24 protein-coding genes are annotated in these 25,301 nt (G+C 40.4%); 19 read left to right on the top strand and 5 right to left on the bottom strand.

What is annotated here, in order from left to right; all coding sequences use genetic code 11:
• A partial coding sequence (locus Q0081_RS03225) for an efflux RND transporter permease subunit (RefSeq protein WP_298349218.1) occupies positions 1-425 on the bottom strand: 425 nt, incomplete at its 3' end.
• 528 nt (positions 426-953) lie between these two features.
• Here Q0081_RS03225 and Q0081_RS03230 point away from each other — a divergent pair.
• The 8 genes from Q0081_RS03230 to Q0081_RS03265 all read left to right on the top strand — a co-directional run bounded on the left by Q0081_RS03230 (position 954) and on the right by Q0081_RS03265 (position 6,976).
• Entirely contained in the window at positions 954-1,208 is a 255-nt protein-coding gene (locus Q0081_RS03230; RefSeq protein WP_298349221.1) for a LuxR C-terminal-related transcriptional regulator, read from the top strand.
• Between the two features lie 119 nt (positions 1,209-1,327).
• The gene (locus tag Q0081_RS03235; RefSeq protein ID WP_298349225.1) at positions 1,328-1,633 is read left to right on the top strand and encodes a hypothetical protein; all 306 of its coding nucleotides are present in this window, start codon (positions 1,328-1,330) and stop codon (positions 1,631-1,633) included.
• Between the two features lie 52 nt (positions 1,634-1,685).
• Positions 1,686-2,183: a 6-bladed beta-propeller gene (locus Q0081_RS03240; protein WP_298349227.1), complete on the top strand. Its 498-nt coding sequence runs from the start codon at positions 1,686-1,688 to the stop codon at positions 2,181-2,183.
• Positions 2,184-2,367: 184 nt separating this feature from the next.
• Positions 2,368-2,931 carry a hypothetical protein gene (locus tag Q0081_RS03245; protein ID WP_298349229.1) on the top strand — a complete coding sequence of 188 codons (564 nt, stop codon included), beginning with the start codon at positions 2,368-2,370 and terminating at the stop codon, positions 2,929-2,931.
• 64 nt (positions 2,932-2,995) lie between these two features.
• Positions 2,996-3,472 carry a hypothetical protein gene (locus Q0081_RS03250; protein WP_298349233.1) on the top strand — a complete coding sequence of 159 codons (477 nt, stop codon included), beginning with the start codon at positions 2,996-2,998 and terminating at the stop codon, positions 3,470-3,472.
• A 36-nt stretch (positions 3,473-3,508) separates the two neighbouring features.
• Positions 3,509-4,867 (top strand): glycosyltransferase, encoded by a 1,359-nt coding sequence (locus Q0081_RS03255; protein WP_298349236.1) that lies wholly within the window; start codon positions 3,509-3,511, stop codon positions 4,865-4,867.
• Positions 4,868-4,997: 130 nt separating this feature from the next.
• Positions 4,998-6,143, top strand: coding sequence for a BF3164 family lipoprotein (locus tag Q0081_RS03260; protein ID WP_298349239.1), 1,146 nt, complete (start codon positions 4,998-5,000; stop codon positions 6,141-6,143).
• 587 nt (positions 6,144-6,730) lie between these two features.
• A complete protein-coding gene (locus Q0081_RS03265; protein WP_298349241.1) occupies positions 6,731-6,976 on the top strand; it encodes a hypothetical protein in 246 nt (81 codons plus the stop codon).
• On the opposite strand, the gene Q0081_RS03270 is transcribed toward Q0081_RS03265, so the two are convergent.
• Entirely contained in the window at positions 6,935-7,255 is a 321-nt protein-coding gene (locus Q0081_RS03270; RefSeq protein ID WP_298349244.1) for a DUF5615 family PIN-like protein, read from the bottom strand. The genes Q0081_RS03265 and Q0081_RS03270 overlap by 42 nt on opposite strands.
• A complete protein-coding gene (locus Q0081_RS03275) occupies positions 7,239-7,481 on the bottom strand; it encodes a DUF433 domain-containing protein (RefSeq protein WP_298349247.1) in 243 nt (80 codons plus the stop codon). The genes Q0081_RS03270 and Q0081_RS03275 overlap by 17 nt, the downstream gene beginning before the upstream one ends.
• Positions 7,482-7,517: 36 nt before the next feature.
• Here Q0081_RS03275 and Q0081_RS03280 point away from each other — a divergent pair, with 36 nt between their 5' ends.
• The 10 genes from Q0081_RS03280 to Q0081_RS03325 all read left to right on the top strand — a co-directional run bounded on the left by Q0081_RS03280 (position 7,518) and on the right by Q0081_RS03325 (position 21,416).
• A complete protein-coding gene (locus Q0081_RS03280; protein ID WP_298349250.1) occupies positions 7,518-8,726 on the top strand; it encodes an efflux RND transporter periplasmic adaptor subunit in 1,209 nt (402 codons plus the stop codon).
• Positions 8,727-8,733: 7 nt separating this feature from the next.
• Positions 8,734-9,384, top strand: coding sequence for a response regulator transcription factor (locus tag Q0081_RS03285; RefSeq protein WP_298349252.1), 651 nt, complete (start codon positions 8,734-8,736; stop codon positions 9,382-9,384).
• Positions 9,385-10,056: 672 nt separating this feature from the next.
• Positions 10,057-11,211, top strand: a complete 1,155-nt coding sequence (locus tag Q0081_RS03290; RefSeq protein ID WP_298349254.1) for a DUF4221 family protein — start codon at positions 10,057-10,059, stop codon at positions 11,209-11,211.
• A complete protein-coding gene (locus Q0081_RS03295) occupies positions 11,201-11,659 on the top strand; it encodes a hypothetical protein (RefSeq protein ID WP_298349256.1) in 459 nt (152 codons plus the stop codon). The genes Q0081_RS03290 and Q0081_RS03295 overlap by 11 nt, the downstream gene beginning before the upstream one ends.
• 89 nt (positions 11,660-11,748) lie before the next feature.
• Complete coding sequence (locus tag Q0081_RS03300) at positions 11,749-12,627, top strand: carboxypeptidase-like regulatory domain-containing protein (RefSeq protein WP_298349259.1); 879 nt, start codon at positions 11,749-11,751, stop codon at positions 12,625-12,627.
• A gap of 98 nt (positions 12,628-12,725) precedes the next feature.
• Positions 12,726-15,860 carry an efflux RND transporter permease subunit gene (locus Q0081_RS03305; protein WP_298349261.1) on the top strand — a complete coding sequence of 1,045 codons (3,135 nt, stop codon included), beginning with the start codon at positions 12,726-12,728 and terminating at the stop codon, positions 15,858-15,860.
• A 224-nt stretch (positions 15,861-16,084) separates the two neighbouring features.
• Positions 16,085-18,376, top strand: a complete 2,292-nt coding sequence (locus tag Q0081_RS03310) for a peptidylprolyl isomerase (RefSeq protein ID WP_298349264.1) — start codon at positions 16,085-16,087, stop codon at positions 18,374-18,376.
• A 16-nt stretch (positions 18,377-18,392) separates the two neighbouring features.
• Positions 18,393-19,757, top strand: coding sequence for a peptidylprolyl isomerase (locus Q0081_RS03315; protein WP_298349266.1), 1,365 nt, complete (start codon positions 18,393-18,395; stop codon positions 19,755-19,757).
• A gap of 35 nt (positions 19,758-19,792) precedes the next feature.
• Positions 19,793-20,755 carry a MoxR family ATPase gene (locus Q0081_RS03320; RefSeq protein WP_298349268.1) on the top strand — a complete coding sequence of 321 codons (963 nt, stop codon included), beginning with the start codon at positions 19,793-19,795 and terminating at the stop codon, positions 20,753-20,755.
• A gap of 157 nt (positions 20,756-20,912) precedes the next feature.
• Positions 20,913-21,416 carry a lipocalin family protein gene (locus Q0081_RS03325; RefSeq protein ID WP_298349270.1) on the top strand — a complete coding sequence of 168 codons (504 nt, stop codon included), beginning with the start codon at positions 20,913-20,915 and terminating at the stop codon, positions 21,414-21,416.
• A 122-nt stretch (positions 21,417-21,538) separates the two neighbouring features.
• Here the strand turns inward: Q0081_RS03325 and Q0081_RS03330 are convergent, their stop codons facing one another.
• Positions 21,539-22,351: a DUF4198 domain-containing protein gene (locus tag Q0081_RS03330; protein ID WP_298349272.1), complete on the bottom strand. Its 813-nt coding sequence runs from the start codon at positions 22,349-22,351 to the stop codon at positions 21,539-21,541.
• Between the two features lie 29 nt (positions 22,352-22,380).
• Positions 22,381-22,857: a Uma2 family endonuclease gene (locus Q0081_RS03335; protein ID WP_298349274.1), complete on the bottom strand. Its 477-nt coding sequence runs from the start codon at positions 22,855-22,857 to the stop codon at positions 22,381-22,383.
• Between the two features lie 106 nt (positions 22,858-22,963).
• On the opposite strand from Q0081_RS03335, the gene Q0081_RS03340 reads away from it, so the two are divergent.
• Entirely contained in the window at positions 22,964-25,234 is a 2,271-nt protein-coding gene (locus tag Q0081_RS03340; RefSeq protein WP_298349276.1) for an NADP-dependent malic enzyme, read from the top strand.
• The last annotated feature ends 67 nt before the right edge of the window (positions 25,235-25,301 follow it).

Below are 25,301 nucleotides of genomic sequence, written 5' to 3' on the forward strand. Positions count from 1 at the left end.
CCGTCGAGTTGGAGGGTGAGGAGCGGTTTTTGGCGTTCCTGTTGGTTGGGCGTGTTGAGGGCCACTTGGGGGTAACTCATCTCGGCGGGCAGTCGTTTATAGACCTGCCGCACTAACGACGCCACCTCCAGCCGCAGCGCATCGGCATCGGCGTTTTTGTCCAGTTCTAACGACACGTAGCCGTAGCCATAACCCGACACCGACGATACTTTTTTGACGCCTTGCACCGTGCTGAACGTACCCTCCAGCAGGGCTGTTACCTGCGCCTCCAGCATCAGCGGCGACGCCCCCGCCCAAGCGTAGCTGACGGTAATGTTTTGCCCCCCGCCCGACGGTGCCAACTGCACTGATAGCCTCGGCACCAGCAACAGCCCCACCAAACTCAGCACCGCAAACCCCAACAACAACGGATAAACCCCTTTCATATAGCATTTTTATTTTGTCACCCTGCAAGGGTCTATCCACCCTCTTTGTATCCCTACAAGGTTTTTTTGTAATTCTGAGGCACGAGGAATCTACCCGTTTCCCTTTTGGTATATTTAATTTGCCGCTTGATAAATATTCAAATTTTTTCTTGTAATCTTTTCATTTTTTTCTTTTGTTTACAACGCACAAGCATTTGTTTTTTGCTTTTACCCTGCATTGAAAAATTCATAATCGTTAAAAATTAACTGCCGCGCCACGGTAAGGTGATCTGTGGGCGGGACAGTAGAAAGTATTTTTTTGTGTAAAATAGCGTAAACCTAAAACAAACAAAGTATGCAAAGTGTTGATTATCAATTATTTACTCTCCCCCCACAACTGCAGCACTTATTGCCTGCGCCAGTGCTATGTATCTCCCCACGTGCCAATCACTCACCGCTTGGTTGAGCAGAAGGCAAAGCCCGGTTGCTTATTTTATGCCTCTGGCCCATGTCTTGAAAACAAATCTTAACCTTTAACTAAACACAGCTATGACCCCACACGACAAATTTTTTGAATACGATGGCCAACGCATCTCTTACCGCGAAGGCCAGATACTTTTGGCTTATGCGCGAGGAATTACCATTGAGCAAACTGCCAAAGATTTATTTCTTAGTGAGAGTACCATAAAGCGCCACCGTGAGAATCTCCGCCGCCGATTTTCGTTGCAAGGATACCACAAATTGCGGTGTTTTGCCACTGAGCTACAGCCGGAACTTGAAAAATGGATAGAAAAGCCCACTTAAATGGGCTACTTTATCCATTGACTTTACAAGTTATTGCCTTCACCTTTGCATCAACCAAACCTGACGCGCGGTGGGGCTTGGAAAATAAATAAAAACGAACTTTTAAACTTTTTACAAAAATGAAAAAAGCCCTTTTTTTACTTACAGTTTTGATGACTGGTGGAGTTGGTATCTTTAATCCACTAAATAACGAAGCATACGCAGAAACTTATTATCCTTCGACGGCTGGGTTAATTGGGGATAGTGGAACGAATTGGCAGTCCAGATATATCATGTGTCAAAAATCAAGTGGTGGTTGGGAATTTACTATTAGTGGCGTACTTATCTCGGGTACAATTGTAGGCCCACAAACAACTACAAATGGCTCTCAGAGAACTTGTACGAAGGGGTCAGGCTATTGTCTATGGAGTGGAGACTGTGAATAATATAATTCCATTCCTATTTTTTTAGATACAACTTTAAGTAAAAATTTATAAAATGAGCACCCATCGGAATTTTTCTTGGATATTTATATGGATAGTATTTTATGCTTTTCTATTTTCTTGTAGTAACAGCAACAAAGAGAGCAAAGTCATAATAAGTATTCCTCAAGGGCAGTCACCCAATATTCCTGAAATTAGCTCCGATAAAGTGATTACAAGTGATATTTTGGTTGACAATAAAAGCTTATCATTGTCAACCAAAATATTTTATGATGTTAGTTATACTATTCTGGAAACTAATAAGGCCTCTATTATTGGTTCTATTGATAAGGTAATAGTTGACGGAGAATACATCTTTATTTTAGATAGAACTTTAAGTAGCACCCTATTCATGTTTTCAAAAAATGGAAAATATATTACTAAAATAACTAAAATTGGAGAAGGACCTAATGAGATTATTCAACCCTATGATTTTGATGTTGATAGAAAAAATAAACAAGTAATTGTGTATGATGGTATTTTAGGTAAATTTGTTTTTTTAACTATCAATTAAATCCGATAAGAGAAAAAAAGATTTTTCCAAGATTTAATAATTTCCGAAAAACTTTAAGAAATGAATACATTCTAAACGTAGAAGGTATTGACAATAGTTTTTTTCGAAAATACTTGACTATCAAATTTTAGTTTTAGATAGCACCTTTAATATTATTAAAAAAGGTTTTAAAACTCCAGATTATTTGAAGAAAAATAAATTATTAATAAAGGAGAGCCTTTCAAGAAATGTGAGTAGAAATTTGGTTTGGACACCTAAGTTTCAGAATAAATTTTACTTTTTAGGGGTTAGAAATGATCTTGACAGTATCATTCACCTGAATTTTAGTAAGATGGAAATAGCAGAAGAATATTATAATGATGAAGGAATGAAAAATATTTATAAAGTATGTGAAATGGAAAAAAAATATTTTTATGCTGGTGATTTTGAAGAAAACTCTGATTTTATTTATTCGAAGCTTATGACCAGAATTGTAAATGATGAAATTTCTATTTTTTATAATAAAAAAAATAGAAAGGTTGTGTACGGTAAATTGTTACGTAATGATATGAGACATCCCTTAGTTGGCTTGCCTATTTCAAATTATAATGATCAATTTATTGGTATTGTTGAGGCAAAAGATTTAAAAGATGTGATTTCTAAAATGATAAAAGCAAAAATAACTGTCTCAAAATCTTTACTCAATATTAATCAAAATGTTACAGATGGACATAATCAGATTTTACAGTTTTACAAAGTTAAGTTTTAGTGTTATTTTTTTAACCTATATTCTGTGTAGATGTACGATAAAAAAAGAGGACGAATGGCAAGGATTGGCAAAAGATATTGAGAAGCAAAATTTGATTGAGCAATCTTTTATTTATAAATCTTGGGAGAGCTATATAAATAGAGATATTCAAATTTGGGATTCAGAATATAAGTTATTAAAAATTAGTAACTTATTTAATGATAAAGATGTGCTAATTTTTAGAATTCCTAATATTGATTGTTCGCCTTGCATAGATCAAGATGTAAGTTTTTTTAATAAAAACTCAAAAAATCTTGTATATTTTATTTCTTCAAAAAATTTTCGACATTATTTAGCTTTTTGTGAAAAGTATCCTAATAAGAAGTGCTATTTAATACCAGAAAGGGGGCTTTCACTAAAATTAGAGGAATTAGGAAAACCTTATCTGTTTTTTTTAAAAAAAGGAACCTTAAAGCCTGTTTGTTATTTTTTTCCTAAAAAAGAATTACCTAAATTTTCGTTGCAATATATTGAGATAATGAATGGAAATATTGACAAATAGTATTTGTCATTCAAATCTATACACCACTTACCCAAAATGAAAATTTTATTTATTCCATTTACTTTGGAAAGTCATATTATATCTACATTTGGATTTGCTGATTTGTTGAAAAGTAATAAATTTGATGTACATTATGCTGTACCAAATAAATATATAGAATTTATTAAAAAACAAGAGTTTAAAGCTAAATCTTTAAATGGGTTTTCCTTTGGTTATGGATTTGAAGAGCAAAATAGAAGAGAATTTGAAGAGAGTGCTAATCCCTACTACGATGGATTAATAGATAGAGCGACAAATAGGATATATTTAGATAGAAGGATAAAGTTATTGGAAGTTGTCAATTTAATTAAACCAGACATCATTATAGCTGATATTTTTTGTTCCACAGATTTTATAATTTTGTATCCATATTTGAAGAAATATAATGTGAGATTTAGTTTATTTCAGGCAAGTTATTCTAATTTAGATACTCACCTGTATCCAGTTGTAGATACTGACTCTGTTCCATCTGAGAAAAATAGAATTTTATTTAATTATTTAGCTAAACGGCTAAATTTTTATTTGAAAACAAAGTATGATTATTTAAAATTTTTGACTAAGAGTGACTTTTCTATAATTAGGAAGAACTTTACAAATAACTCAATAAATTTTAAATACTCTTATAAAAAAAATAGAATCTCTAAAATCCACTTTCCTCAATTAACTTATTTTGTATTGTTAAATAAGGAAATGGAACTAAGTGATAATCTATCTGAAAATTATTTTTATATTGGGCCGATACTTTTTAAGAGAAAGATTAATTTTGACTTTGGCCTTGATTATAAATCCAAAATAAGAGAAATAATTCTCAAAAAAAATCAAAATTATAAAATAATTTACCTTGCATTTGGTACCGTTATTGTAAAGCAGAACGAAAAATTATTTCTTGAATTTGTCAATAAAATTGTTGAAATTTTAGATTTTGACAATGATATTATTCTTGTATCATCGATTGGTTCACTTATTGATAATGTTCGTGTACATGAAAGGCACTATTGTTTCTCTAAAGTATCTCAAATTGAAATTCTCAAAATTTGTGATGGGTTCATTACTCATGGAGGTACAGGGTCTATAAATGAAGCAGTTGAGTTTCAAGTACCAATGCTTGTTTATAATTTTGGGCTTGTTTATGACCATATTGGTAATTCTAAAAAAGTTGTATTTCATGGCATAGGGATAGAAGGAGATTTTAGAAAAGATACTCCAAAGTCTGTTTTTCAGAAAATTGATTTATTAATCCATAATCCAATTTTCAAAGCAAACTTATCTCTTCTATCAAAAAAAATAAAGATGAATGAAAGCTATGGAGAAAATAATATTATTTCAAAAGTAAAAAATCTAAAATATATTGAATAGTCCTAAATGATTCCGTTGGTGGTGTTCTCATTGCCAACTTTTTTTTATTGTCAAAATATTGATGCCGACGTTCTCGCCACCGGCTTTTTTGGAAAATGTGTAATAACCTATAGCATGAAATGTATTGGCGGTGAAAACACCACCAACGAAAATAATAGTCAAACTTCCTATTTGTTTCATTATATTCATTACAAATATATTTCATCTGAAATCAATTTTTTATTTTTTTTTAGCTTTAAGTTTGCTTTTTACTAGTTGTATATCCTCGGAAGAGGATAAGGGGCTATATAAAAAAATAGCACTTGAAGTAGAAAAATCGGACACATTATATTGCAAACCTACAAAGATTAATGGTAATAAAATAGGGCGTGTAATGATGATGCAATTTGTTGGTGCCAATTTGGTGGTAGGCGACCTGCCTAAAGATTATTTATTCAAAGTTTATGATCAGGATTTAAATTATCTGTTTGATTTGTGTAAAATCGGTGAAGGTCCGAATGAGTATCGTTTCCCTACGTTCTTACAGGCATTTTATAAAGAAGGGAAGTTAAAGGTTAAAGCTTTTAATCCATCAAAAGCAAGGTGTGATGAATTGGATTGGACGCAAACAATTTCAACAAAAAGTGCGGTTTTGTCGCTTAAAAGCCCTATTGTTTTCAATACACAGGTTCAAAAATTTGTTTATTTACCTGAAAGTAATGAATTGCTTTCGGTAGGTCTTTTTCCGAAGAGATATAGAGTAAGTGATTCAATAGGCAATACCAAGCAGGAATTCGGAGAGTACCCTTTTCAAAAAGATTTCAAAAAGATTTCTTTTGAGAACTTAGCTATGGCTTTTCAAGGTGATTTTACTAAAAATAACAACAATATTGCTTTTTCTGTTACTAATTCTCCCAATATTGATTTTATAACGTCAACACCGAAGGGGTTGGTTTTAAAAAAACAATTCCATGTTAGAAAGCCTGATTTTCAGCCTTCCAGCAATCCTAATGAGTTTTCTGCTGCTATTTCTACTGATAATAAAATGGGATTTTTAGATGTTCAGTCAGACAAAAATTACGTATATGCACTTTATTCGGGAAAAGATCTACAAAAAGGTGTTTCTAAAGCATTTGAAAGCAATATTATTTACGTTTTTAATTGGTCAGGTGACTTGCTTCGTAGGTTTGTTTTAGATTTACAAATTACAAAATTTTGCATAAATAATAATAAACTTTACGGTTTTGTAGATTCTGTAAATCCTCAGATAGTCTATTGTGATTTGCCTTCGTTTTAGCCGTTAGTGGTCGCTATCATCAGCAACTTAAAAATAAGATTATTAATTACTGATGCAGGTTATCTTTTTGAATATTTTATACTGTTGGTAGTATTATTATTGTCAACATTTTCTTACTTGTTAAAATATTGATGCCGCTATTGATGCCCTTATCGCTGGCTTTTCTCATAAAAACAGAAAATAGTTTTTGTCATTTATTTCGTTGGTGGTGTTCTCACCGCCAACCTTTTTTTATACTCAATCAATTCTCACCGCTGGGTTTTCTCAGAAAAACAGGCAATTTGCCGTTGGTGGTGTTTTCACCGCCAACCTTTTTTTGTCAAAACATTGATGCGGCTGTTCTCGCCACAGACTTTTTTTGAAAATGGGTAATAACCTATGGCATGAAATGTATTGGCGGTGAAAGCACCACCAACGAAAACAAATAGACAATAGGCTCGAATGCAAAGATGTTTAAGTATGATGCTACCCTCCAATGAAGCATCTTTTCAGCATAAAATAGTATGACTAATAAGAGCTTCTGCAAAGAGAGTTGTACCATTGGCAATTTCGTCGTATTTTGCCCTCTGCCTTTACAAAGTTCCTGTATGAAATACCTGTCTATTGCTTTATTGGTTACGTTAGTGCAATGCACTCCCTCCCAACCCACGGAGGAAGAAACCGACAAAGCCAAACCTTCTGTCAACGCCACACCCGCAGTAGCCACCCAAGCCGCGCAACGCAAAGCGTTTCGGTGGTTGTTGCTGTCCAACGGGCGAGTGAGCAGTCAATTAAGCGAATTACATAAAAAGCTAAGAAGTAATAATGGTTGCACCAGTGGAGGCGTTGATTAAGCGGGCTTTTATCTTTTCAACCAAGGGAGCTAAAAATCGGTATTGATTTCGTTCTGCCACCAACACAAAAACTGCAATAGGGTATTTTTGAAAATTTTGTTGATGGCGTAAATTTTTATCGAAGGTCAACAATACATCAAAGTGTTCGGCGAGCATCAATTTGAGCAATTCGCCGTTTTTTATGCCATTCCATCGTAAATCTGTAATATGATATATTTCATGTTCGACAAAATCGTTTTTCAATTGTTTCGGCAAGTTTTCATCAAGCAGCAATTTCATGAATCCATTGAAGAAATTTTGGTGAGACAACTGTTTTTTGGGCCATTTCCAATAAACCAACGGCCTGCTCTCTTTTTACAGATGGGAAATCCTGCAAAAAGTCATCTAATGAAATTCCGTCTTCTAAATGCCAAAACAAGGTTTCAATCGGTACACGAGTTCCCGTAAAAACGGGGGTACCCGAGAGAATCTCTGAGTTGATCGAAATAATGTGTTGAATGTCCATGTTTTACAAATCGTTTTATACAAAAATACCGAAAATTTGTCAACTACAGTGGATTATCCAAATAAAACAGGTCACATTCAGTGGTTTGGTACCAGTGAGGTATTCAAAGTAAGCAGTTGTTTCATTGCCGAATCTGTCGTATTTTGTTCCCTGCCTATCCAAATTTCCTGTATGAAATACCTGTCTATTGCTTTAGTGTTTACGTTTGTGCAATGCACGCCCTCCCAACCTACGGAACAGGTGGAGACCGCCAAACCCTCGGTGAGTGCCACGCCCGTAGTAGCCACCCAAACCGCCCAACGCAAGGCGTTTCGGTGGCTATTGCTGTCCAACGGGCGGGTAAGCAATCAGAGTGCCTCTAAAATTGGCTTCAAAACCAACGGGGTCATTGCTCAAATCAACGTGCAAAACGGTTCGTCTGTACGCACAGGGCAACTACTGGCGCAACTTGAAAATCGTGAGCAACTCTTAGCCCTGCGCCAAGCCGAGCTGCAACTCGCCGAGGCCCGCGTCGAAATCAACGATTTACTCATCTCGCAGGGAGGTCGCAAGGGAGATACCACCTCCGTGAAGGCCGATGTGTGGGCCTATATCAAACTTCGCAGCGGCTACGAGCGGGGGCTGTTGGCACTGCAAAAAGCCCGCAACGAGTTAGAAAATACCTACTTACGCGCCCCCTTTGGTGGGGTGGTAGCCAATCTCAAAGCCAAACCCTTCAATACCACTTCGGGCGAGTTTTGTACGTTGCTGAGTCAGGCTGCGCCTTTGGTGGAGTTGGCAGTACTCGAAACCGAACTTATGGCTGTGCAATTGGGCCAAACGGTGGTGGTACAGCCCGTGGCGTTTGGAGAGCGTAGTTACCGAGGGCAGGTCATAGAAATCAACCCCTTCGTGAGCGAGCAGGGATTGGTACAGGTAAAGGCCCGCATCACCGGTGCCGATAAGTACCTCTTTGAGGGCATGAACGTGCGGGTGCAGGTAGAGAAAAACATTCCCAACCAAATCGTAGTACCCAAAGCGGCGGTGGTGGAGCGGAGCGGTCGCAAGGTGGTGTTTACCTACGCCGCCGAAACCGATACAAGCGGCTTGGCCAAATGGAGTTACGTGACCATCGCCCACGAAAACGACACCGAGATTGCCCTCAGCGAAGGCATCAAAGCGGGCGATGTAGTGATAGTGGAAGGCAACCTGAATTTGGGGCATGATGCGCGGGTGAAGTGGAAGAAAAAAGAAAACCCTGATTAACCCAGCCATGCTTAAAAACAAAAAAATCATTTTGATTGAGATAGAAAATGCTTCGCGATTGCAAGATTATTTTAGCGCATTACAAGCAGAGGTGCAATTGTATGAAATATGTCCTCAATCAACGGCAATAACACTCAGTTTGACATCACAGGCTGATTTTGTTATTATAGAAGTAGTTCACAAAGATAGCATGGAAATAGCGCGTTTATTTGCCAAAAATGCGCCACTGACTCGAATCATTGTATTGACGACCTCATCGCAGGCAGCGGCGGTTGTGGCAGCCAACGTACAAATGCACGCACTGTTGTTGTCGGGATGTGTCTTTGATGAATACCTGACCTGTTTGTGGCAAGTAAGTGAAGGGTATTTTTATTTTAGTGAAGGCTTACAGCTTCAAATGGCACGTAAGCAGGTTAAACCGACCGCCAACTTGGCCTTTTTTGACGTATTGAGTGGTAGAGAACGGGAGGTGCTATCGCTGCTGTGTGAAGGTTTTACCAATGCACAAATTGGTTCGAGTTTGTTTATCAGTGCCGAAACGGTCAAAAACCACAAGATAAACATCATGGAAAAACTCCATTTAAAGACCAATAACGACCTGCTGCTTTGGGTAGGCGAAATAAGAAAAGAATGGCGAGATCACTTTGGCATAAAATAGTAAAATAGACTATGTCAAAATGTACTTTTAGGGGATTGATTAAAGGACTGATGGTATTTTAAATTTGTATCGTTAAATCAAACCTATATATATTAGGTAATTTTGAAAAAAGAAACCTCAAACAACTTAAACAATTAATGCTATGTCAAACAAGAGAAAAGAAAATGGGGCTATCATTTTAAGTATTTTAATTTTAGTCTCATTCCTACCTTTAAATTCGCTTAAAGCTGGATGTTGTATGACAACTAAAAGTCCTGATGGTCGCTGCATATACGTAATGGGAGATTATGTGTGTGGAGGTATTGGTATGCCAATTGGCTACAATTGCTCACAATGCGGTGAACCAGTAGAAAGCTTAAATTGACTTTACAAACACTAAACTATAGAAATATGAAAACCTTAAAAAGAATTATTCCATTTTTAGCTTTTATTGGGTTTATGTTAGTAAATACCAATAATGAAGCGAGTTGTTACAAAACCACACAAAATCCAACAGGCAAATGTATATACTTAATTGGTGACTATACGTGCGGTTATAGCAGTAGTAACAAAGATTGTACCGGAAGTTGTAGTTGCCCTCCTACTCCTATAATGTAAGCTAACTTTTTATTTTTACAATCAAATATTTAGTGGATAAAACTTTCAAAAAATACCAAAATTTAGTCAAAGTTCATGCGTTATTTTTATTTCACTCTACTTGTTATTTTTGTGTCATGCAAAAATAACGACTCACAAACTAATAGCGATTTTACTGATTTTTTTTCTTTGGAAAAAATTTCAGTAAAATCATTTCCATTAGACTCTGTTACTTCACCGCTTAAGGGCAGAATATCTTTCTTTCAAGAAAATAACGGAAAACAATACCTTTTACTTCTTAATTTGTTTAAAAACAAATTGATTTGGTATGACTATGATAGTTCAAAAGTTATTCATACGACAAATTTTGAACGAGAAGGAACAAATGGAGTGGGGAATATCACAGGTTTTTACATCAAAAGTACAGATTCAATATTTGTTCACAACTACGGTACAGGTACCTTATACCTATGCAATCGTATTGGAAAAGTTATTAATAATTACAAATTAATTACCGAAAGTTCAATAAAATATCCTAACTTAGCTGAGTTTTTTTCAGCAGGTTATTATAATGACACTTTGATATTAAATACATGGGGAGCTGAGCATTTTTATAATACCTCAGTTGCATACAAAAAAGACCTTCTCACAATTCTTTCTTTAAAGAATAAAAATATTTCTTACGATTTATCTTACCCAAAAATTTATCAAAAAGCCGTCTGGGGAGCACAACTTCATCTTATGTTTAACAGTTACAATCCCCAAAAAAAAGATATACTCAGTAGTTTTGTCATCGATGACACACTTAGTATTTTAAATATACACACAAAAGAGCTAAAACGAAAATATGCAGGAGCAAGTTTTATAAAATCGGTTCGGCCGTTTTCAGAGAAGAATTACTTGAGTTTCATTCCGGAGATAGAAGATGAAGTAAAACATCAACTTACGCAAAACACTTATGGACCCATCTATACTGATCCGTTTAGTGGATTCTCATATCGTTTTATCAATCAAGCACTAACACTTGAAGAATATAAATTAAAAGAGCCCCAGCGTAATTTAAGCCCTTTCCTATCTATTGTTATTTTAGACAATAACTATAAAAAAGTAGGGGAAGTTAAAGATTTACATTACTCCTATTTAGCTTCTAAAGTTTTTTTTACTAAACAAGGAATGCATATCCTCAAACTGGATTCTTTGGAAAACAAGATGACATTTCACATTTTTAAGTTAAAGAAACATGAAAAGTAAATTTAAAATATTTTTAATTTATTTTTTGCTATTTACTATATTTTCATGCTCTACCGAGCTTAATTCCAAAGTAGAAAATACCTTTTTAAGATTGAGAATAGATAAGAATAAATTTAAAGCTATTTTTATTATCCCCAGCAATGGCTGCTCTGGCTGTATAAGTGATTCGGAAAATTTTATTCTAAAGTATTTAACCAAAAGAGATTATAATTTACTTGTTATCTTAACTTCTTATAGAAATGAAAAAGAAATAAAGATGAAGCTGGGAGAAAGAATTTTATATGACAAACGCATTTTTCATGACAAGCAAAATGTCTTTTTTCAAGAAGGAATCTCATTAATTTATCCGATAATATACTATCCATACAATGGAAATGTATCGTTCGTAAGTCATCAAGAACCCGATGCCCTTAAGAAACTCCAAAAATACCTCCAAATAAAAAATTGACTTAATTAATAATTATTCTACAGAATTTAACCTCACTTACACTTAATTTGCAGAAAAACACCTTCCCAAAAAGACTATTGTCTTGCCAAATGAAATATTTGACACCATTCTTATTAGTGCTGACCTTCATCGTAAACGCACAAGCCAACGTCATCAAAGGCAAAGTTATTAATGCCAAAAAAGACGGTATTGCCTTTGCTACCCTGTTGAGTTTGTCGGATGCCAAAACGGGTACGGTGGCTCAAGAAGACGGTTCGTTTACCCTGACAGTCGCCTCCGCTGTTGCAGGACACAAAATCGTTGTATCAGCACTCGGATACGCTGATACAACCATCGTCTTGAAAAAAGAAGACATGACTTTAACAAAAACGATACAACTTCGCGAACGCCCCCTTTCATTGCCCGAAGTAACGGTCAAACGAACGAAGGGGAATACTTTTCTCTTGGGAAATCCCCGATTAGAGATTCTTAAATATGATGCCGGACAGTATTATTTCGTTAAAGCCAGTCAATCGGGGGCGGGGGTAGGTACGGTTTTTTCAACCAAAAAACGTAAGGGTACTATTGAAAGCATTTCGATTTTTATGGGCGAAACCCAGCCTGCCACCTACATAATGACGCTGTATGCTCTCAGTGACTTGGGAGAAGACTATCGGCTATACCCTAAACAGCAGCTCGTTCCGATCATCAATCACCCCATTTCGTTTAATTCCAATAAAATAGGCTGGATTGACATTGAGAATTTGGCGATTGAATTACCCGCTGATTATTTAGCTGTATTGGTGACTAAAGTAACCCAAAAGACTGCTTTAGAACAATTACCTACCAACCCGTCATTTGAATATCTTATTGGGCGTCAGTTTCCAAGGGGTTTATCGGCCCGCCATATTTATCTTTTTGGAAATCAATATGCAGTTTTAGCAAAAAAAGACGATATTTCTGCTATCTACGTTACATGTCGTGAGTGAGGTAACCCAATCAAATTAGTAAACTGAATGCAAGCACCGAAAAATCAATTCCGGACAAAGAAGGTAAGGATAATAATTCCGCAGGGAGATAACGTCTAATGACGCGTTTCCTCCTTCATCGGCCCGTGGCCGTACTCATTACTGCATTGGCTCTGTCGGTGCTGGGCGTGGTGGTCTTTCGGCTGCTGCCGGTATCGCTCTTGCCTGATATTCCCGTACCCGAGATTACGGTGCAGGTCAGCTATCCCAATGCCGCCGCCCGCGAACTGCAGCAGGCCGTGGTGCTTCCCCTCAAAAACCAACTCCTCCAAGTCAATCATTTAGACGACATTGAGGCCACTACGCAGGATGGCTTTTCGGTGCTGAAACTCCGCTTTGATTTTGGCACCGACGTGCGGCTCGCCTACTTGGAAACCAACGAAAAAATCGACGGCATCCTTTCGCAGTTTCCGCGCGACATGGAACGCCCCAAAGTCATCAAAGCTGGTGCCGGCGATATTGCCGTGTTTCAGCTCAACGTGGCCCCCCGCCCAGCCCCCCAGCCCCCAATGGGGGAGATAGGTACTCCCCCATTGGGGGCTGGGGGGCTGGAACTCTCCGACTTCTGCCAAAATGTGCTCAAACGTCGCATTGAGCAGCTTCCCGAAGTGGCGTTGGTGGATGCCACGGGGTTGGCGTTGCCTGAGGTAGTGGTGAGTGCTGACCGCAACAAAATGCAGAGTTTGGGGATTACAGAAGCGCAAATCGCTGATTTACTGCGTCAAAACAATATCAACCTCGGCAATGTGGCGGTCAAAGATGGGCAATATCAGTACAACATTCGGTTTTCGTCGGTGCTGCGTACGCCGCAGGACATTGCAAATATTACGTTTCGAGTGGGGGACACGGGGAGTTCTGTGGGGACACAGAACTCGGCGGCACAGAACTCAGCAAATGAGACCCCGACCCTGGCGGTGGGGCGATTGATACGTTTGGGGGAGTTGGTGAAAGTATCGATTCAGGAACAACAGCAACGCGGGTTATATACTTTCAATGGGCAACGGGCAGTGGGTTTGGCCATCATTAAACAATCCGACGCCCAACTGTTGCAAATGCGGGCGCAATTAGACGAACTGCTTACCCAATTTCGAAACGACTACCCCGATTTGGCTTTTACCCTTTCGCAGGACCAAACCGAACTGTTGGACGTCTCCATCAACAACCTCGTCAGCAATATCCTCACGGGGGCTTTGCTGACGTTTGTGATGATTTTTTTCTTTCTGCCCAACCCCCGCGTACCCGTTTTGATCGGAATTGTAATTCCCGTTTCCTTGAGTATTACGTTTCTGGGTTTTTATCTATTGGATTTAAGCATCAACATTGTCTCGTTGGCGGGGTTGGTGCTGGGCATTGGTGAAATCATCGACAGTGCCATTATCCTGATCGAGAACATTGAAGAAAAACGGGAACAAGGCTTCTCGCTCGACGAGGCGTGCGTGGAAGGAACCGAAGAAGTGATTCGACCTTTGTTTACGTCAGTGCTGACCAATTCGGCGGTTTTCCTACCGTTGGTATTTCTAAGCGGCTTGGCCGGGGCGCTGTTTTTTGACCAGGCGGTGTCGGTGTCACTGGCCTTGGCAGTATCGCTCCTGACTTCCTATACACTGATTCCCGTTTTGTATCGGTTGGCTTTTCTGAAATCAAAAAAAGAAGGCACCCAAATCGCGAAAGAAACGTGGCTCATGCGCCGCATTGAAGGGTTTTATAACCGTACGTTCGACGTCGCTTTTCGCTTCCGAAAAGTGGCTTGGGTACTCGTAGTTGCGCTGCTGGGAAGTGCCGTTTGGGCCGTACAGGGGCTTGAAAAACGCGGTATGCCGGCCATCAGTCGCAGTGAATTGGAAGTAAAGATCGATTGGAACGAGCCGCTGAGTGTCAGCCAAAATGAACAACGCATTGCGCAACTCCTCAAAACGCTTTCTCCTGCCCCCGTGTACGTGAGCGCGTACGTGGGGCAGCAGCAGTTTTTGCTCAATCAGCAGTTGCAACAATCATTCAGTCAGGCTACGATCAGCCTCAAAGTAACTGATCATCCAAGTTATCAGCGACTGTCGTCCTTGCTTTCTACAAAAATTCGTCAGACCTACCCCAATGCCATAGTGGAAATGCGACCAGCGCGGAATGTGTTTGAGCAACTCTTTGGCGGCAATCAACCTCCGCTGCAAATTCGCCTCTTCAGTACGCAAAATCAGGACGTTCCCACTCCCCAACAGGCCACCGAAACCCTGCGGCATTTAGAAGAGAAAGGATTCAAAACGAATCCGCCGGGATACCAAAAACGATTGGTGATAAGCCTGCGCGAAGAGCAACTGCTGTTGTACGGAGTCACGGCTGAACAGACCTATGAAAGTCTCAAAACGTTGTTTAACGAAAATCAGATTGGGCAGCTGCAATCGGAACAAAAGTTTGTACCCATTGTATTGGCAACTCAACACCCAACTGGCGTGCAGAGTGTGCTGCAAACGGCTTTTGTTCCCAACCGTCAAAATCAATTGATTCCGCTGCGCGAATTGGTAGAAATGCAGTCTGTGGACGATTATCGCCTTTTTCATACGGGCAAGGATGGGGCCTATTTACCGATTGATTTGGATTTGGACAACAGGCAAACTGCGGCTTTTTTGCCTGAAATTGAAAAAAACCTTAGACAGGATAAAACCCTGAATTATCGGCTTACGGGAGATTATTTTCGAAACATTGGGTATTTAGAAGAATTGGCGTGGGTGGTGCTGATTGCCGTGGCACTGTTGTTTTGCATTCTGACAGCACAATTTGAGTCTTTACTTCAACCACTGATTGTGATGCTGACGGCCTTCATGGGCATTGCGGGGGCGCTGCTTACGTTGGCGTTATTTGACGAAAGCCTCAACGCTCTGTCCGTGATTGGATTGGTAGTATTGATTGGGTTGATCGATAACGATTCCATTTTGAAAATAGACACCATGAACCGCGAACGCGAGCACTTAGGAATCATTGAAGCCATTCGGCTGTCGGGCAAGCGTCGTTTGAAATCGCAGTTGATGACGTATCTTACCACCATTTTGGGCTTGTTACCTGTCTTATTTTCGGGGGGATTGGGCGCTGAATTACAACGCCCATTGGCCTTAACCGTGATTGGCGGCATGACGGTGGGTGTCATTGCCTCTTGGACGCTGATTCCGCTGCTTTACTATTGGATAGCCAACAGAAAACCTTAATGCTTCTACTTTGATTGGTTATCGCCGACAGGTTTCTTTAAACTTTCGGAAAGTTGGCGTAACTTTGCAAACTTCACAATAAATGAAGCAAATTCATGTTTACATAATTAGTAAAATAATTTCGTCAAAACGTACAGTACTGACGTTATTTCATTGGTTATCAAGACATGAATCTTTTGTTTAACCTGTTCTAAGTTCATGTTTCGAAATAAAAAAAAGCTCAAATGAAGTACTGCTTTTTAGTAACAACCCTTTTATTGATAAGTTTATCGGCTTGTAAAACGTCGAAACCCGTACCAGTTCCTCCCGCCGAACCTGTTATTTTAACGATTGGTGATAAAAAGTTTACTACGGACGAATTCTTCCAATCGTTCACCAAAAATCAGTTTTCAGACGATACCACCAAGCCCACCTACATCCGTGATTACTTGCAACTGTATACAAATCTGAAATTAAAAGTGCTGGGCGCGCAGAGCGAAGGCAGAGATACGACAGCATCCTTTCGTGAAGAAATGGCCTCCTATCGAAAACAACTTGGGCAGCCTTACTTTAATGATAAAGTATTGATTGACAATTTGATAGCAGAAGCTTACGAGCGCATGAAACAGGAAGTGCGCAGCTCGCACATACTTTTCTATGTGCCATTGGATGCATCGCCTGTTGATACCCTGTCTGCTTATCGAGCCATCACAGCTCTGCGCAGCAGAATCCTACAAAAAGAAATTGATTTTGAAAGTGCGGCCAAACAATTTTCAAAAGATCCCGCTTCCGCTCCCAAAGGTGGCGATTTGGAAAGTTATTTTACTGTTTTCAAGACGGTTTACCCTTTTGAAACGGCGGCTTACACGCTGCCTGTCGGTCAAATTTCCGAACCTGTACGTACCAAAGCAGGCTATCACCTTATTAAAGTAACCGACCGCCGCCCTTCGCGCGGCAAGGTGCAGGTAGCTCATATTTTGATCAGTGCGAGTTCAAGCGCCACCGAGGAAGGCAAGGTTGCTGCCAAAGCGAAAGCTGAAAAAGCCTATAACTTGTTGCAACAGGAAGCTTGGGAGGTAGTTTGCCGTGATTATTCCGACGATGCCACTACAAAAAATGACGGAGGTCTCCTCAAAGAATTTGGTTCGGGCATAATGGTTACTGATTTTGAAACGGCTGCTTTTGCACTCAGCAAGGTAGGAGAAATCTCTAAACCCATTCAAACGAATTATGGTTGGCACATTATAAAATTAGTCAATCGTATTCCTCTGGAGTCTTTTGCCGAAGCAGCGCCTCAACTGCGTCAAAAAGTAACCACTGATTCGCGAAGCACCATCGTAAAAGACAATTTATATAAGAAACTTCGCGGTATTTATAAGGTAACAGAATCGGGATCCGTTCGAGATAACACCATTTCCAAATTTGATTCTACCCTGTTATTTGGCCAGTGGATATTTGTGGAGCCTCTCGCATCTTCCCTTGAAAAGAAAACCTTATTCCAGATTGATAATAAGCCTTACACGGTCAATCAATTTTACGAATATGTGCGTGACTCTCAGCGGCCCGTTCCTGAGAAATCGTCGGCCGAAGTACTGGGGCAACGCTATTATCAAGAGTTTATCAACAAAAAATTGGTAGAAACCGAAGAGGAAAATCTGGAGAAAAAATATCCTGAGTTCCGGGCTTTGATGAACGAAATGCGCGATGGAGTATTATTTTCTCAAACCATGGAAGCCAATGTATGGGAGCCTTCCCTGACTGACTCATTGGCTCAAAAAAAATACTGGGAGCAAAATAAAGACAAATACCGCTATCCCGAACGCACTTTTGCAACGATTATGGTATCCGACAGCGATACATTGTTAAAACGCGCTCAGGAATCGCTTACCTCCAAGCCATATCAACTTCGACGCAAAGGAACGGATTTGCTTTTTGAGTCTAAGGTCACTGTTCTTTCCGAAAAACACCGCGAAGCTCTGTTTGACGTGGCCTTGACGATGATTAACAATGAAAATTATATCGTAGAGGTGTCTTCTTACGGGGATTCCGACGAGCCCGATTCACTGTCCTCCCTTCGTCTTCGAAATGCCATTAAGGCTCTCACGAACGATAATGTTCCTCTGACGCGGATTATTGAAAAAGATTACGGAAAATTCAAACCCGTCACTACCGCTGCCCGCAACCGCAGAGTAAGTTTTCAATTTTTTAGCGAATCTAAAAAAGATATAGAAAAAGCGCTTAACGCGCTGAAAATCGGTTCAATTACCTTGACCGAAGGCGCATTTGCCAAAGGAGCCAATGTGTATCTTGATGCCACTCGCTGGCAAGTTGGGAATCAAATAGTGAATGTCAACGGAAAGAAGGCTTGGGTCGAAATCAGTAAAGTTGAACCTGCTCGTAACAAAACGTTTGCAGAAGCACGCGGAGCAGTTATTAATGATTCCCAAAAACAATTGGAAACCAATTGGCTTAACCGGTTACGTCAAAAATTCGGAGTACAGGTCAACGAAGAAGAATTAAAGAAGTTGGCAAAATAAGCAGATAATACAAACCATGAAAAACACATTCATTAAACGCCTCGGGGCAATTTTCGTGCTCTTATCCCTCATTACCTCAATCGGAGGATGGGCACAGGGCAAAAGTATAAGTATCAATAAAGTAATCGGCAAGGTGGACAATTACTATATCTTACTGTCTGACTTGGAAGAATTGATTTTACAATATCAACAACAAAACCAACCTGCTCCCAATCGCTGTCAGGCCATGGAAAGCTTGGTAGTACGGAAGATGTTGCTTGCCAAAGCCGAAATTGACTCCGTAGAAGTGGAAGACAAGATAGTGGATAGCCAAATCAATTCCCGTATGGAATACATGGCAAAACGATTTGGTTCAGAAAAAAACATTGTAGAAGCCTACGGTAAAAGCATTGAAACACTTAAAGCCGAGCTTCGCGGACAAATTAAGGAAGAAATGGTGTCCGAAAAAATGCAGGGAAAAATTACCGAGGCTATCAAAGTGACGCCCAATGAAGTGAGAAAATTCTTCAACAGTATTCCTAAAGACAGTTTGCCTTATATTCCTGCTGAAGTTGAAATTGGTCAGATTGTCCGTTTTGCCAAAGTAACCAAAGCCCAAAAAGAAGAACTTCGTAATCGACTGCTTGAATACAAAGGACGCGTTGAAAAGGGAGAAGATTTTGCTTCTTTGGCTTCTGCTTATTCTGAAGATATTGGTTCGGCACAGCAGGGCGGCAGTTTGGGCTTTGCAAAAAGAGGCGATATGGTGGCCGATTTTGAAGGAGCAGCGCTTAAGCTGAAACCCAATGAAATATCGGAGCCTATCGAATCAGAATTTGGACTTCACTTAATCCAATTGCTTGAAACACGCGGTGCTGAATATCACGCTCGTCACATTTTATTACGCCCTGATTATAATCGCATGGATTTATCGGAGCCTAAGCACATTCTTGACAGCTTGTACAAATTGATGACAACCGACAGTCTAAAATTTGAAAAAATAGCAAAGACCTGGTCAGAAGACAAAGGAACTGCCGATGCAGGTGGTTTGATTAAAGATAATCAAACGGGTGCATCGCGATTGGCATTGGATGCTTCAATGGATTACAGTCTTTACATGATGCTTGACACCATGAAGGTTGGCAAAATAAGCCTGCCCATGAACTACCGTACCGACGATGGTAAAACAGCGATGCGTATCATCTACTACAAAAGCCGAATTGAGCCGCATACCGCAAGTTTAAAGGAAGATTTCGAAAAAATGACTAATATTGTTTTGGCCAATAAAAAAACGAAAGCAGTGGACGAATGGTTTAAAAAAGCAGTATCCGACGTATTTATCAAAGTCGACCCCGAATACAACAGTTGTAAAATATTTGGAATCAATCAGGAAGACAATTAGCACACATCCATTAACTCTTAAACCTTTCATCCTAAATGAAGTTTAGTTCAGACGTAGCCGCGGCCGAAGCCCTCAAAGAATCTTACGAAAAACTCCGCTTAGAAATCGGAAAAGTCATAGTTGGTCAAGATGAAACAGTTCGTTTACTCTTAACTGCTATATTTTGCCAAGGTCACTGCTTATTGGTAGGTGTGCCGGGTTTGGCCAAAACCCTGTTGATTCAAACCATTTCCAATGCGTTAGATTTGAGTTTTAACCGTATTCAGTTTACGCCGGATTTGATGCCTTCTGATATTTTAGGTTCGGAAACATTGGATAATGAACGCAACTTCCGTTTCATCAGAGGGCCTGTATTTGCCAACATCATTTTGGCCGATGAGATCAACCGTACTCCTCCTAAAACCCAGTCGGCCTTATTGGAAGCCATGCAGGAGTATTCCGTCACAGTGTCAGGACAAAAACACGCATTGAGTCGTCCATTTTTCGTATTGGCCACCCAAAACCCCATCGAACAGGAAGGTACCTATCCGCTTCCCGAAGCGCAGTTAGACCGCTTTATGTTCATGGTTTATCTTGATTATCCTTCGTTCCAGGAAGAACTCAATATTGTTAAAGCAACCACGACCGACAATCGTCCTGTGGTTAATAAAGTAATTTCTGCCGCTGAAATTGAAGCCTTCCAACACCTCGTGCGTCGCGTACCTGTGACTGACAATGTGATAGAATATGCGGTTAAACTCGTTCACAAAACGCGCCCAGGCGGAGAATTAGCCGGTAGTGATACTAAAAATTACCTGGAGTGGGGTGCAGGTCCACGGGCTTCCCAAAACCTGATCTTGGCTGCAAAATGCAATGCCCTAATCAATGGAAAGTATTCGCCCGATATTGAAGATGTGAAAGCCGTTGCATTACCGATTTTACGTCACCGTATCGTTCGTAACTTTAAGGCGGAAGCAGAAGGAATTTCGGTGAATGAGATTGTAAAGAGGTTAGTTTAAACTGAGCTGTGTCTTACTTTTATGAAGTAATCTTTTACCTCAACGCTGCTTTAAGTGCTAAAGCACAAGTTAATCGTTATTTGTTAACTGTTATCCGTTTAAAATCAATGAATTACATCAAAACAAATACCCTAAAACTTTTGCTCTATTACTTAAAATGAAGACATTCTACTTTTTTTGCGTATTTTCGACGTTGCTTTTATTCGTTGGCTGTCAAAAAAACGATAACCCCGCTGCTGCCGAAACCGTGATTGGAAAATGGCAAGCGACAACCGTAAAAGGAAAAATCGGCATTTTTGGATCTAACGAAAACATCGACCAAAATGTAGAAAAAGAAAGTTTAGTGTACGAGTTCAAAGCCGATGGCACATTTACTTCAAATGGTACTCTCGATGAAGAAGGTAGTGTTGAAAAACAGACTGTTTCGGGCAAATACACGGTAACAAATGACCAAATCAAAATGACGTATCGCGAAAGTGGTCAAACGAAAGATAATGTTGAATACTATAAACTGAGTCTTTCCGGAAACGCCATAACGCTCACTTTAACCAAAGATTTATTAACCGTTGCCGTCAATGAAAGTGATCCTTCAGGCGCGGGAGCTCTCTTACTATCCTTTATTTCTTCGCTTGACGTTACGTATACGTTTAAGAAAATTTAAAGCGAGTAGTGAGTATAAAATACAAAAGAGCGCGGCCAAGGCCGCGCTCTTTTGTTATAAAAAGTAAGACAATTTGCTATTTTGCCCTTTATTATTTTGCCCGTCGCCCCTTGGTTAAATCTCTATTTCATTCCAAAGGTCAAGCTTCCCCATGTACTTTGCCAATCGGCTTTGGGATTTTTGGTGAGTCGCACCATGTTGACTACGCTGACCATGTAGGCTGCATTGCCTTTTTTGGGAAGTTCAAATGTAGCTTTCCCATCCATATCCGACCGTTTTATTTCCAACTCTGTTTTACCGTTTACTCGCCGCCAACAACGCACCAACGCATTTTTTAACGGCTTATTCTCATAGAGAAATTGACAGCTAAGCGGGCTTCCTTTGGGCATTGCATACGGATTTTGCTGAGGTACAATGTCAATGGACAACCCCATTTGCTTTGTAATTTCATTCCCTTTTACCGTTCCTACCTGCATGACCGTTTTTGCACAGCGGCGATACAATTCACGACCCTTCTTTTTAGTTTCTCCATTTTTTTGACGGTATTCAATGGCATTATCAAGTCCATCTTCTTTCAAGTAATCTAAAAATTTCTTGGGCTCCAGTTCAATAAAGGAACTGTTGGTTTCGAGAACGAGGATATGCGTACCCGCCTCCGTCAACGTAAGTGATTTCAATTTGACGGAAGAATCATTTTGCATAACCGTCGCCGTCAAATTTTTCTCTCCTTTTGAAGTTATTAATCGCAAACGCTGTACTCGGCGGTCTCCCCCACCCCAACGCTCACCTACATAATCTTCGCCCACATTGATACTAACGGAGATAGTTTGACCCAATTTAGGATAAAAGTCAGTAGGAAACAGCCAAAATTCATGAGCTGCCACGGTAAAAGCAGCTAATAAAATGAGCGAAACAAAAAGGTGCTTTTTTAGCATTCGTTACGGTATTTAGTTAGTTAAATTCTTTAAGAAAAAACGCCCAAAAGCGGCAGTTCCAGATGAAATTGGGAATCAATCACCGTATCTTCATTGTGATAAAATTCAAAATGATTGGGACGGTCGAAAACCGCAATAGCTTTTAGACTTGGGAATACTATCCAGCACGATTTGACCCCAAACTCAAAATAAATATTAGTCTTCTCAATCATTTCTTCCGGGCTTTGGGAAGGCGATTGAATTTCAATGGTAAGCAATGGCGCATCCGTCCGCTTGGCCGGCTGGTTTTGGTAATCTAATTCAAAAAGTGGGTAAAGTACCAAATCGGGCGTTGTTCCGATAGGTAAAGTAGCTAACGCTACCTCTGATGCAATATGAAATTGATTTCGATAACGCGATTTGAACTCAAAACTCAAGTTGGCTTGAATAATTCCATGAATTAAATTTGGCATAGGCTTCCCGCGTTCCATTTCGTATTCGGATGGTTGTTCGATGACCTCTTCCATAGTTTCTTAGTTTTCGACAAAAATAACATTTCTCAACAAATAACTGTACAGTATTAGTGATGCTTTCGTACCTTGCAAACCCAAAATCAACCCCCAATCAACCGTTATGCCTCCAAAAATCCGTAAAGAGGATGCCCTTTATTACCATTCCAAGGGTCGTCCCGGTAAGATTCAGGTAGTTCCGACCAAAGAAACCAACAATCAACTTGATTTGTCTTTGGCCTATTCGCCCGGTGTAGCCGAGCCTTGTATGGAGATTTTCCGCAATGTTGAAGACGTTTATAAATACACCGCCAAAGGCAATTTAGTAGCCGTAATCAGCAACGGAACCGCCGTTTTAGGTCTTGGCAACATTGGCCCGGAAGCCGGAAAACCCGTCATGGAAGGAAAAGGACTGCTTTTTAAAATATATGCCGACATCGACGTTTTTGATATTGAGCTCAACACCGAAAACGTCGATGAGTTTGTCAGAACGGTTAAAATCATGGAACCGACCTTTGGTGGGGTCAATCTGGAAGATATCAAAGCGCCGGAGTGTTTTGAGATTGAACGCCGCCTCAAAGAAGAGCTCAACATTCCTGTTATGCACGACGATCAGCACGGGACTGCCATTATCAGTTCGGCTGCCTTGCTCAACGGACTGGAACTGGTCGGTAAAAAAATTGAAGACATTCGCGTGGTCGTCTCCGGTGCGGGTGCCTCGGCAAGTTCCTGCACCAAACTATACATTTCGTTGGGCGTTCAGCCCGAAAACGTCGATATGTTCGACAGCAAAGGCCACATCAATACCGACCGTACTGACTTGGACGCCTTAAAACAGGAGTTCGCTTCTGAACGCCGTTTCGCTTCGCTGGCCGAAGGAATGGTCGGGGCCGATTTATTTCTGGGTCTTTCTAAAGCCAACGTCGTATCGCAGGACATGGTACGTTCCATGGCCAAAGACCCGATGGTATTTGCGATGGCAAATCCGGACCCGGAAATCCCCTACCCTGACGCCATTGCCGCCCGTGAAGATGTCATTATGGCTACCGGTCGTTCTGATTATCCCAACCAAGTCAACAACGTACTCGGTTTTCCGTACATTTTCCGGGGTGCGTTGGATGTTCGTGCCCGCGAAATCAACGAAGCGATGAAATTGGCGGCGGTTCAGGCCTTGGCAGAATTAACCAAGAAGCCCGTTCCTGACATTGTCAATCTGGCTTATAATACCGATAACATTACGTTTGGCCGCGAATACATCATTCCTAAACCCGTTGACCCGCGCTTGCTCACGACCATTGCCCCGGCGGTAGCTAAGGCCGCCATGGACAGCGGCGTGGCGCAGTTTCCTATTACAGATTGGGATGCGTACATTCAGCAACTGGAAAAACGCCTCGGTCAGGACAATCAGATTTCACGCGTTATCATCAGCAAAGCACGAAAAGCTCCTAAACGGGTAGTGTTTGCCGATGCCGAAAATGTGCAAGTACTGAAAGCCGCGCAGCAGGTACGCGACGAAGGAATTGCCCGTCCGATTTTGCTCGGAAAAGTAGACAAAATTCGCTCCATCATTGAGCTTAATAAACTGGATTTGGCGGAAATACCCATTATTGACCCCTACAGTGCTGATCAGGCGGCCAACATTGACCGGTATGCCGACGTCTATTTTAAAAAGCGGCAACGAAAAGGGGTCAATCTTCCGGAAGCCCGCAAGATGATGTACTATCGCGGTTCGTTTGGGGCCATGATGGTTGAAATGGGCGAAGCAGATGCGCTTATTTCAGGTTTAACGCGTAATTATCCCGATACCATTCGTCCTTCTTTACAAATCATTGGAAAAGAAGCCGGAGTGAAAAAAGTAGCGGGGATGTACATCCTGCTCACGCGTCGCGGTCCTTTGTTTTTAGCCGATACCACCGTCAATTTTAACCCAACGGTAGATGACATTGTCGAAATTACCGAATTGACCGCTCGCGCCGTGGAGCGATTCAATATCAAACCGCGCATTGCCCTCCTCACCTACTCCAACTTTGGAAGTGCCAAAGGCGACGATGCCGAAAAAATGAGTGCCGCCGCCGCGATTTTACAACAAAAACACCCTGATATGGTGGTAGATGGCGAAATGCAGGCGCACTTACCGTTTGATTTGGAATTGCTTCGCACCAATCATCCATTCAGTAAATTGGCGGAAGACGGTGCCAATACCTTGATTTTTCCCAATCTTTCGGCCAGTAACATTGCCTACAACTTACTCAAAGAAGTAGGGGAATACGAGGCAATTGGCCCCATTTTGCTCGGTATGGGCAAGCCAGTCTATGTATTGCAATTAGGTAGCTCTGTCCGTGAAATCGTAAACATGGTAGCGATTGCGGTGGTGGAAGCGCAGATGAAAGGATAAAAGAGTTTTAAAGCATAGATTGACAAGCGGCGGCAGGTTTTCCTGACCGCCGCTTGTTGGTTTAGAT

Source organism: Runella sp. (assembly GCF_027484545.1).
GTDB lineage: Bacteria > Bacteroidota > Bacteroidia > Cytophagales > Spirosomataceae > Runella.

Excerpts from the sequence above, each read along its gene's own strand:
- Q0081_RS03330 (WP_298349272.1), bottom strand. The coding sequence starts at position 22,351 with ATGCTAAAAAAGCACCTTTTTGTTTCGCTCATTTTATTAGCTGCTTTT.
- Q0081_RS03305 (WP_298349261.1), top strand. The coding sequence starts at position 12,726 with ATGACGCGTTTCCTCCTTCATCGGCCCGTGGCCGTACTCATTACTGCA.
- Q0081_RS03240 (WP_298349227.1), top strand. The coding sequence starts at position 1,686 with ATGAGCACCCATCGGAATTTTTCTTGGATATTTATATGGATAGTATTT.
- Q0081_RS03255 (WP_298349236.1), top strand. The coding sequence starts at position 3,509 with ATGAAAATTTTATTTATTCCATTTACTTTGGAAAGTCATATTATATCT.
- Q0081_RS03295 (WP_298349256.1), top strand. The coding sequence starts at position 11,201 with ATGAAAAGTAAATTTAAAATATTTTTAATTTATTTTTTGCTATTTACT.
- Q0081_RS03265 (WP_298349241.1), top strand. The coding sequence starts at position 6,731 with ATGAAATACCTGTCTATTGCTTTATTGGTTACGTTAGTGCAATGCACT.
- Q0081_RS03235 (WP_298349225.1), top strand. The coding sequence starts at position 1,328 with ATGAAAAAAGCCCTTTTTTTACTTACAGTTTTGATGACTGGTGGAGTT.
- Q0081_RS03320 (WP_298349268.1), top strand. The coding sequence starts at position 19,793 with ATGAAGTTTAGTTCAGACGTAGCCGCGGCCGAAGCCCTCAAAGAATCT.
- Q0081_RS03340 (WP_298349276.1), top strand. The coding sequence starts at position 22,964 with ATGCCTCCAAAAATCCGTAAAGAGGATGCCCTTTATTACCATTCCAAG.
- Q0081_RS03335 (WP_298349274.1), bottom strand. The coding sequence starts at position 22,857 with ATGGAAGAGGTCATCGAACAACCATCCGAATACGAAATGGAACGCGGG.
- Q0081_RS03325 (WP_298349270.1), top strand. The coding sequence starts at position 20,913 with ATGAAGACATTCTACTTTTTTTGCGTATTTTCGACGTTGCTTTTATTC.
- Q0081_RS03290 (WP_298349254.1), top strand. The coding sequence starts at position 10,057 with ATGCGTTATTTTTATTTCACTCTACTTGTTATTTTTGTGTCATGCAAA.
- Q0081_RS03315 (WP_298349266.1), top strand. The coding sequence starts at position 18,393 with ATGAAAAACACATTCATTAAACGCCTCGGGGCAATTTTCGTGCTCTTA.
- Q0081_RS03285 (WP_298349252.1), top strand. The coding sequence starts at position 8,734 with ATGCTTAAAAACAAAAAAATCATTTTGATTGAGATAGAAAATGCTTCG.
- Q0081_RS03275 (WP_298349247.1), bottom strand. The coding sequence starts at position 7,481 with ATGGACATTCAACACATTATTTCGATCAACTCAGAGATTCTCTCGGGT.
- Q0081_RS03300 (WP_298349259.1), top strand. The coding sequence starts at position 11,749 with ATGAAATATTTGACACCATTCTTATTAGTGCTGACCTTCATCGTAAAC.
- Q0081_RS03270 (WP_298349244.1), bottom strand. The coding sequence starts at position 7,255 with ATGAAATTGCTGCTTGATGAAAACTTGCCGAAACAATTGAAAAACGAT.
- Q0081_RS03310 (WP_298349264.1), top strand. The coding sequence starts at position 16,085 with ATGAAGTACTGCTTTTTAGTAACAACCCTTTTATTGATAAGTTTATCG.
- Q0081_RS03230 (WP_298349221.1), top strand. The coding sequence starts at position 954 with ATGACCCCACACGACAAATTTTTTGAATACGATGGCCAACGCATCTCT.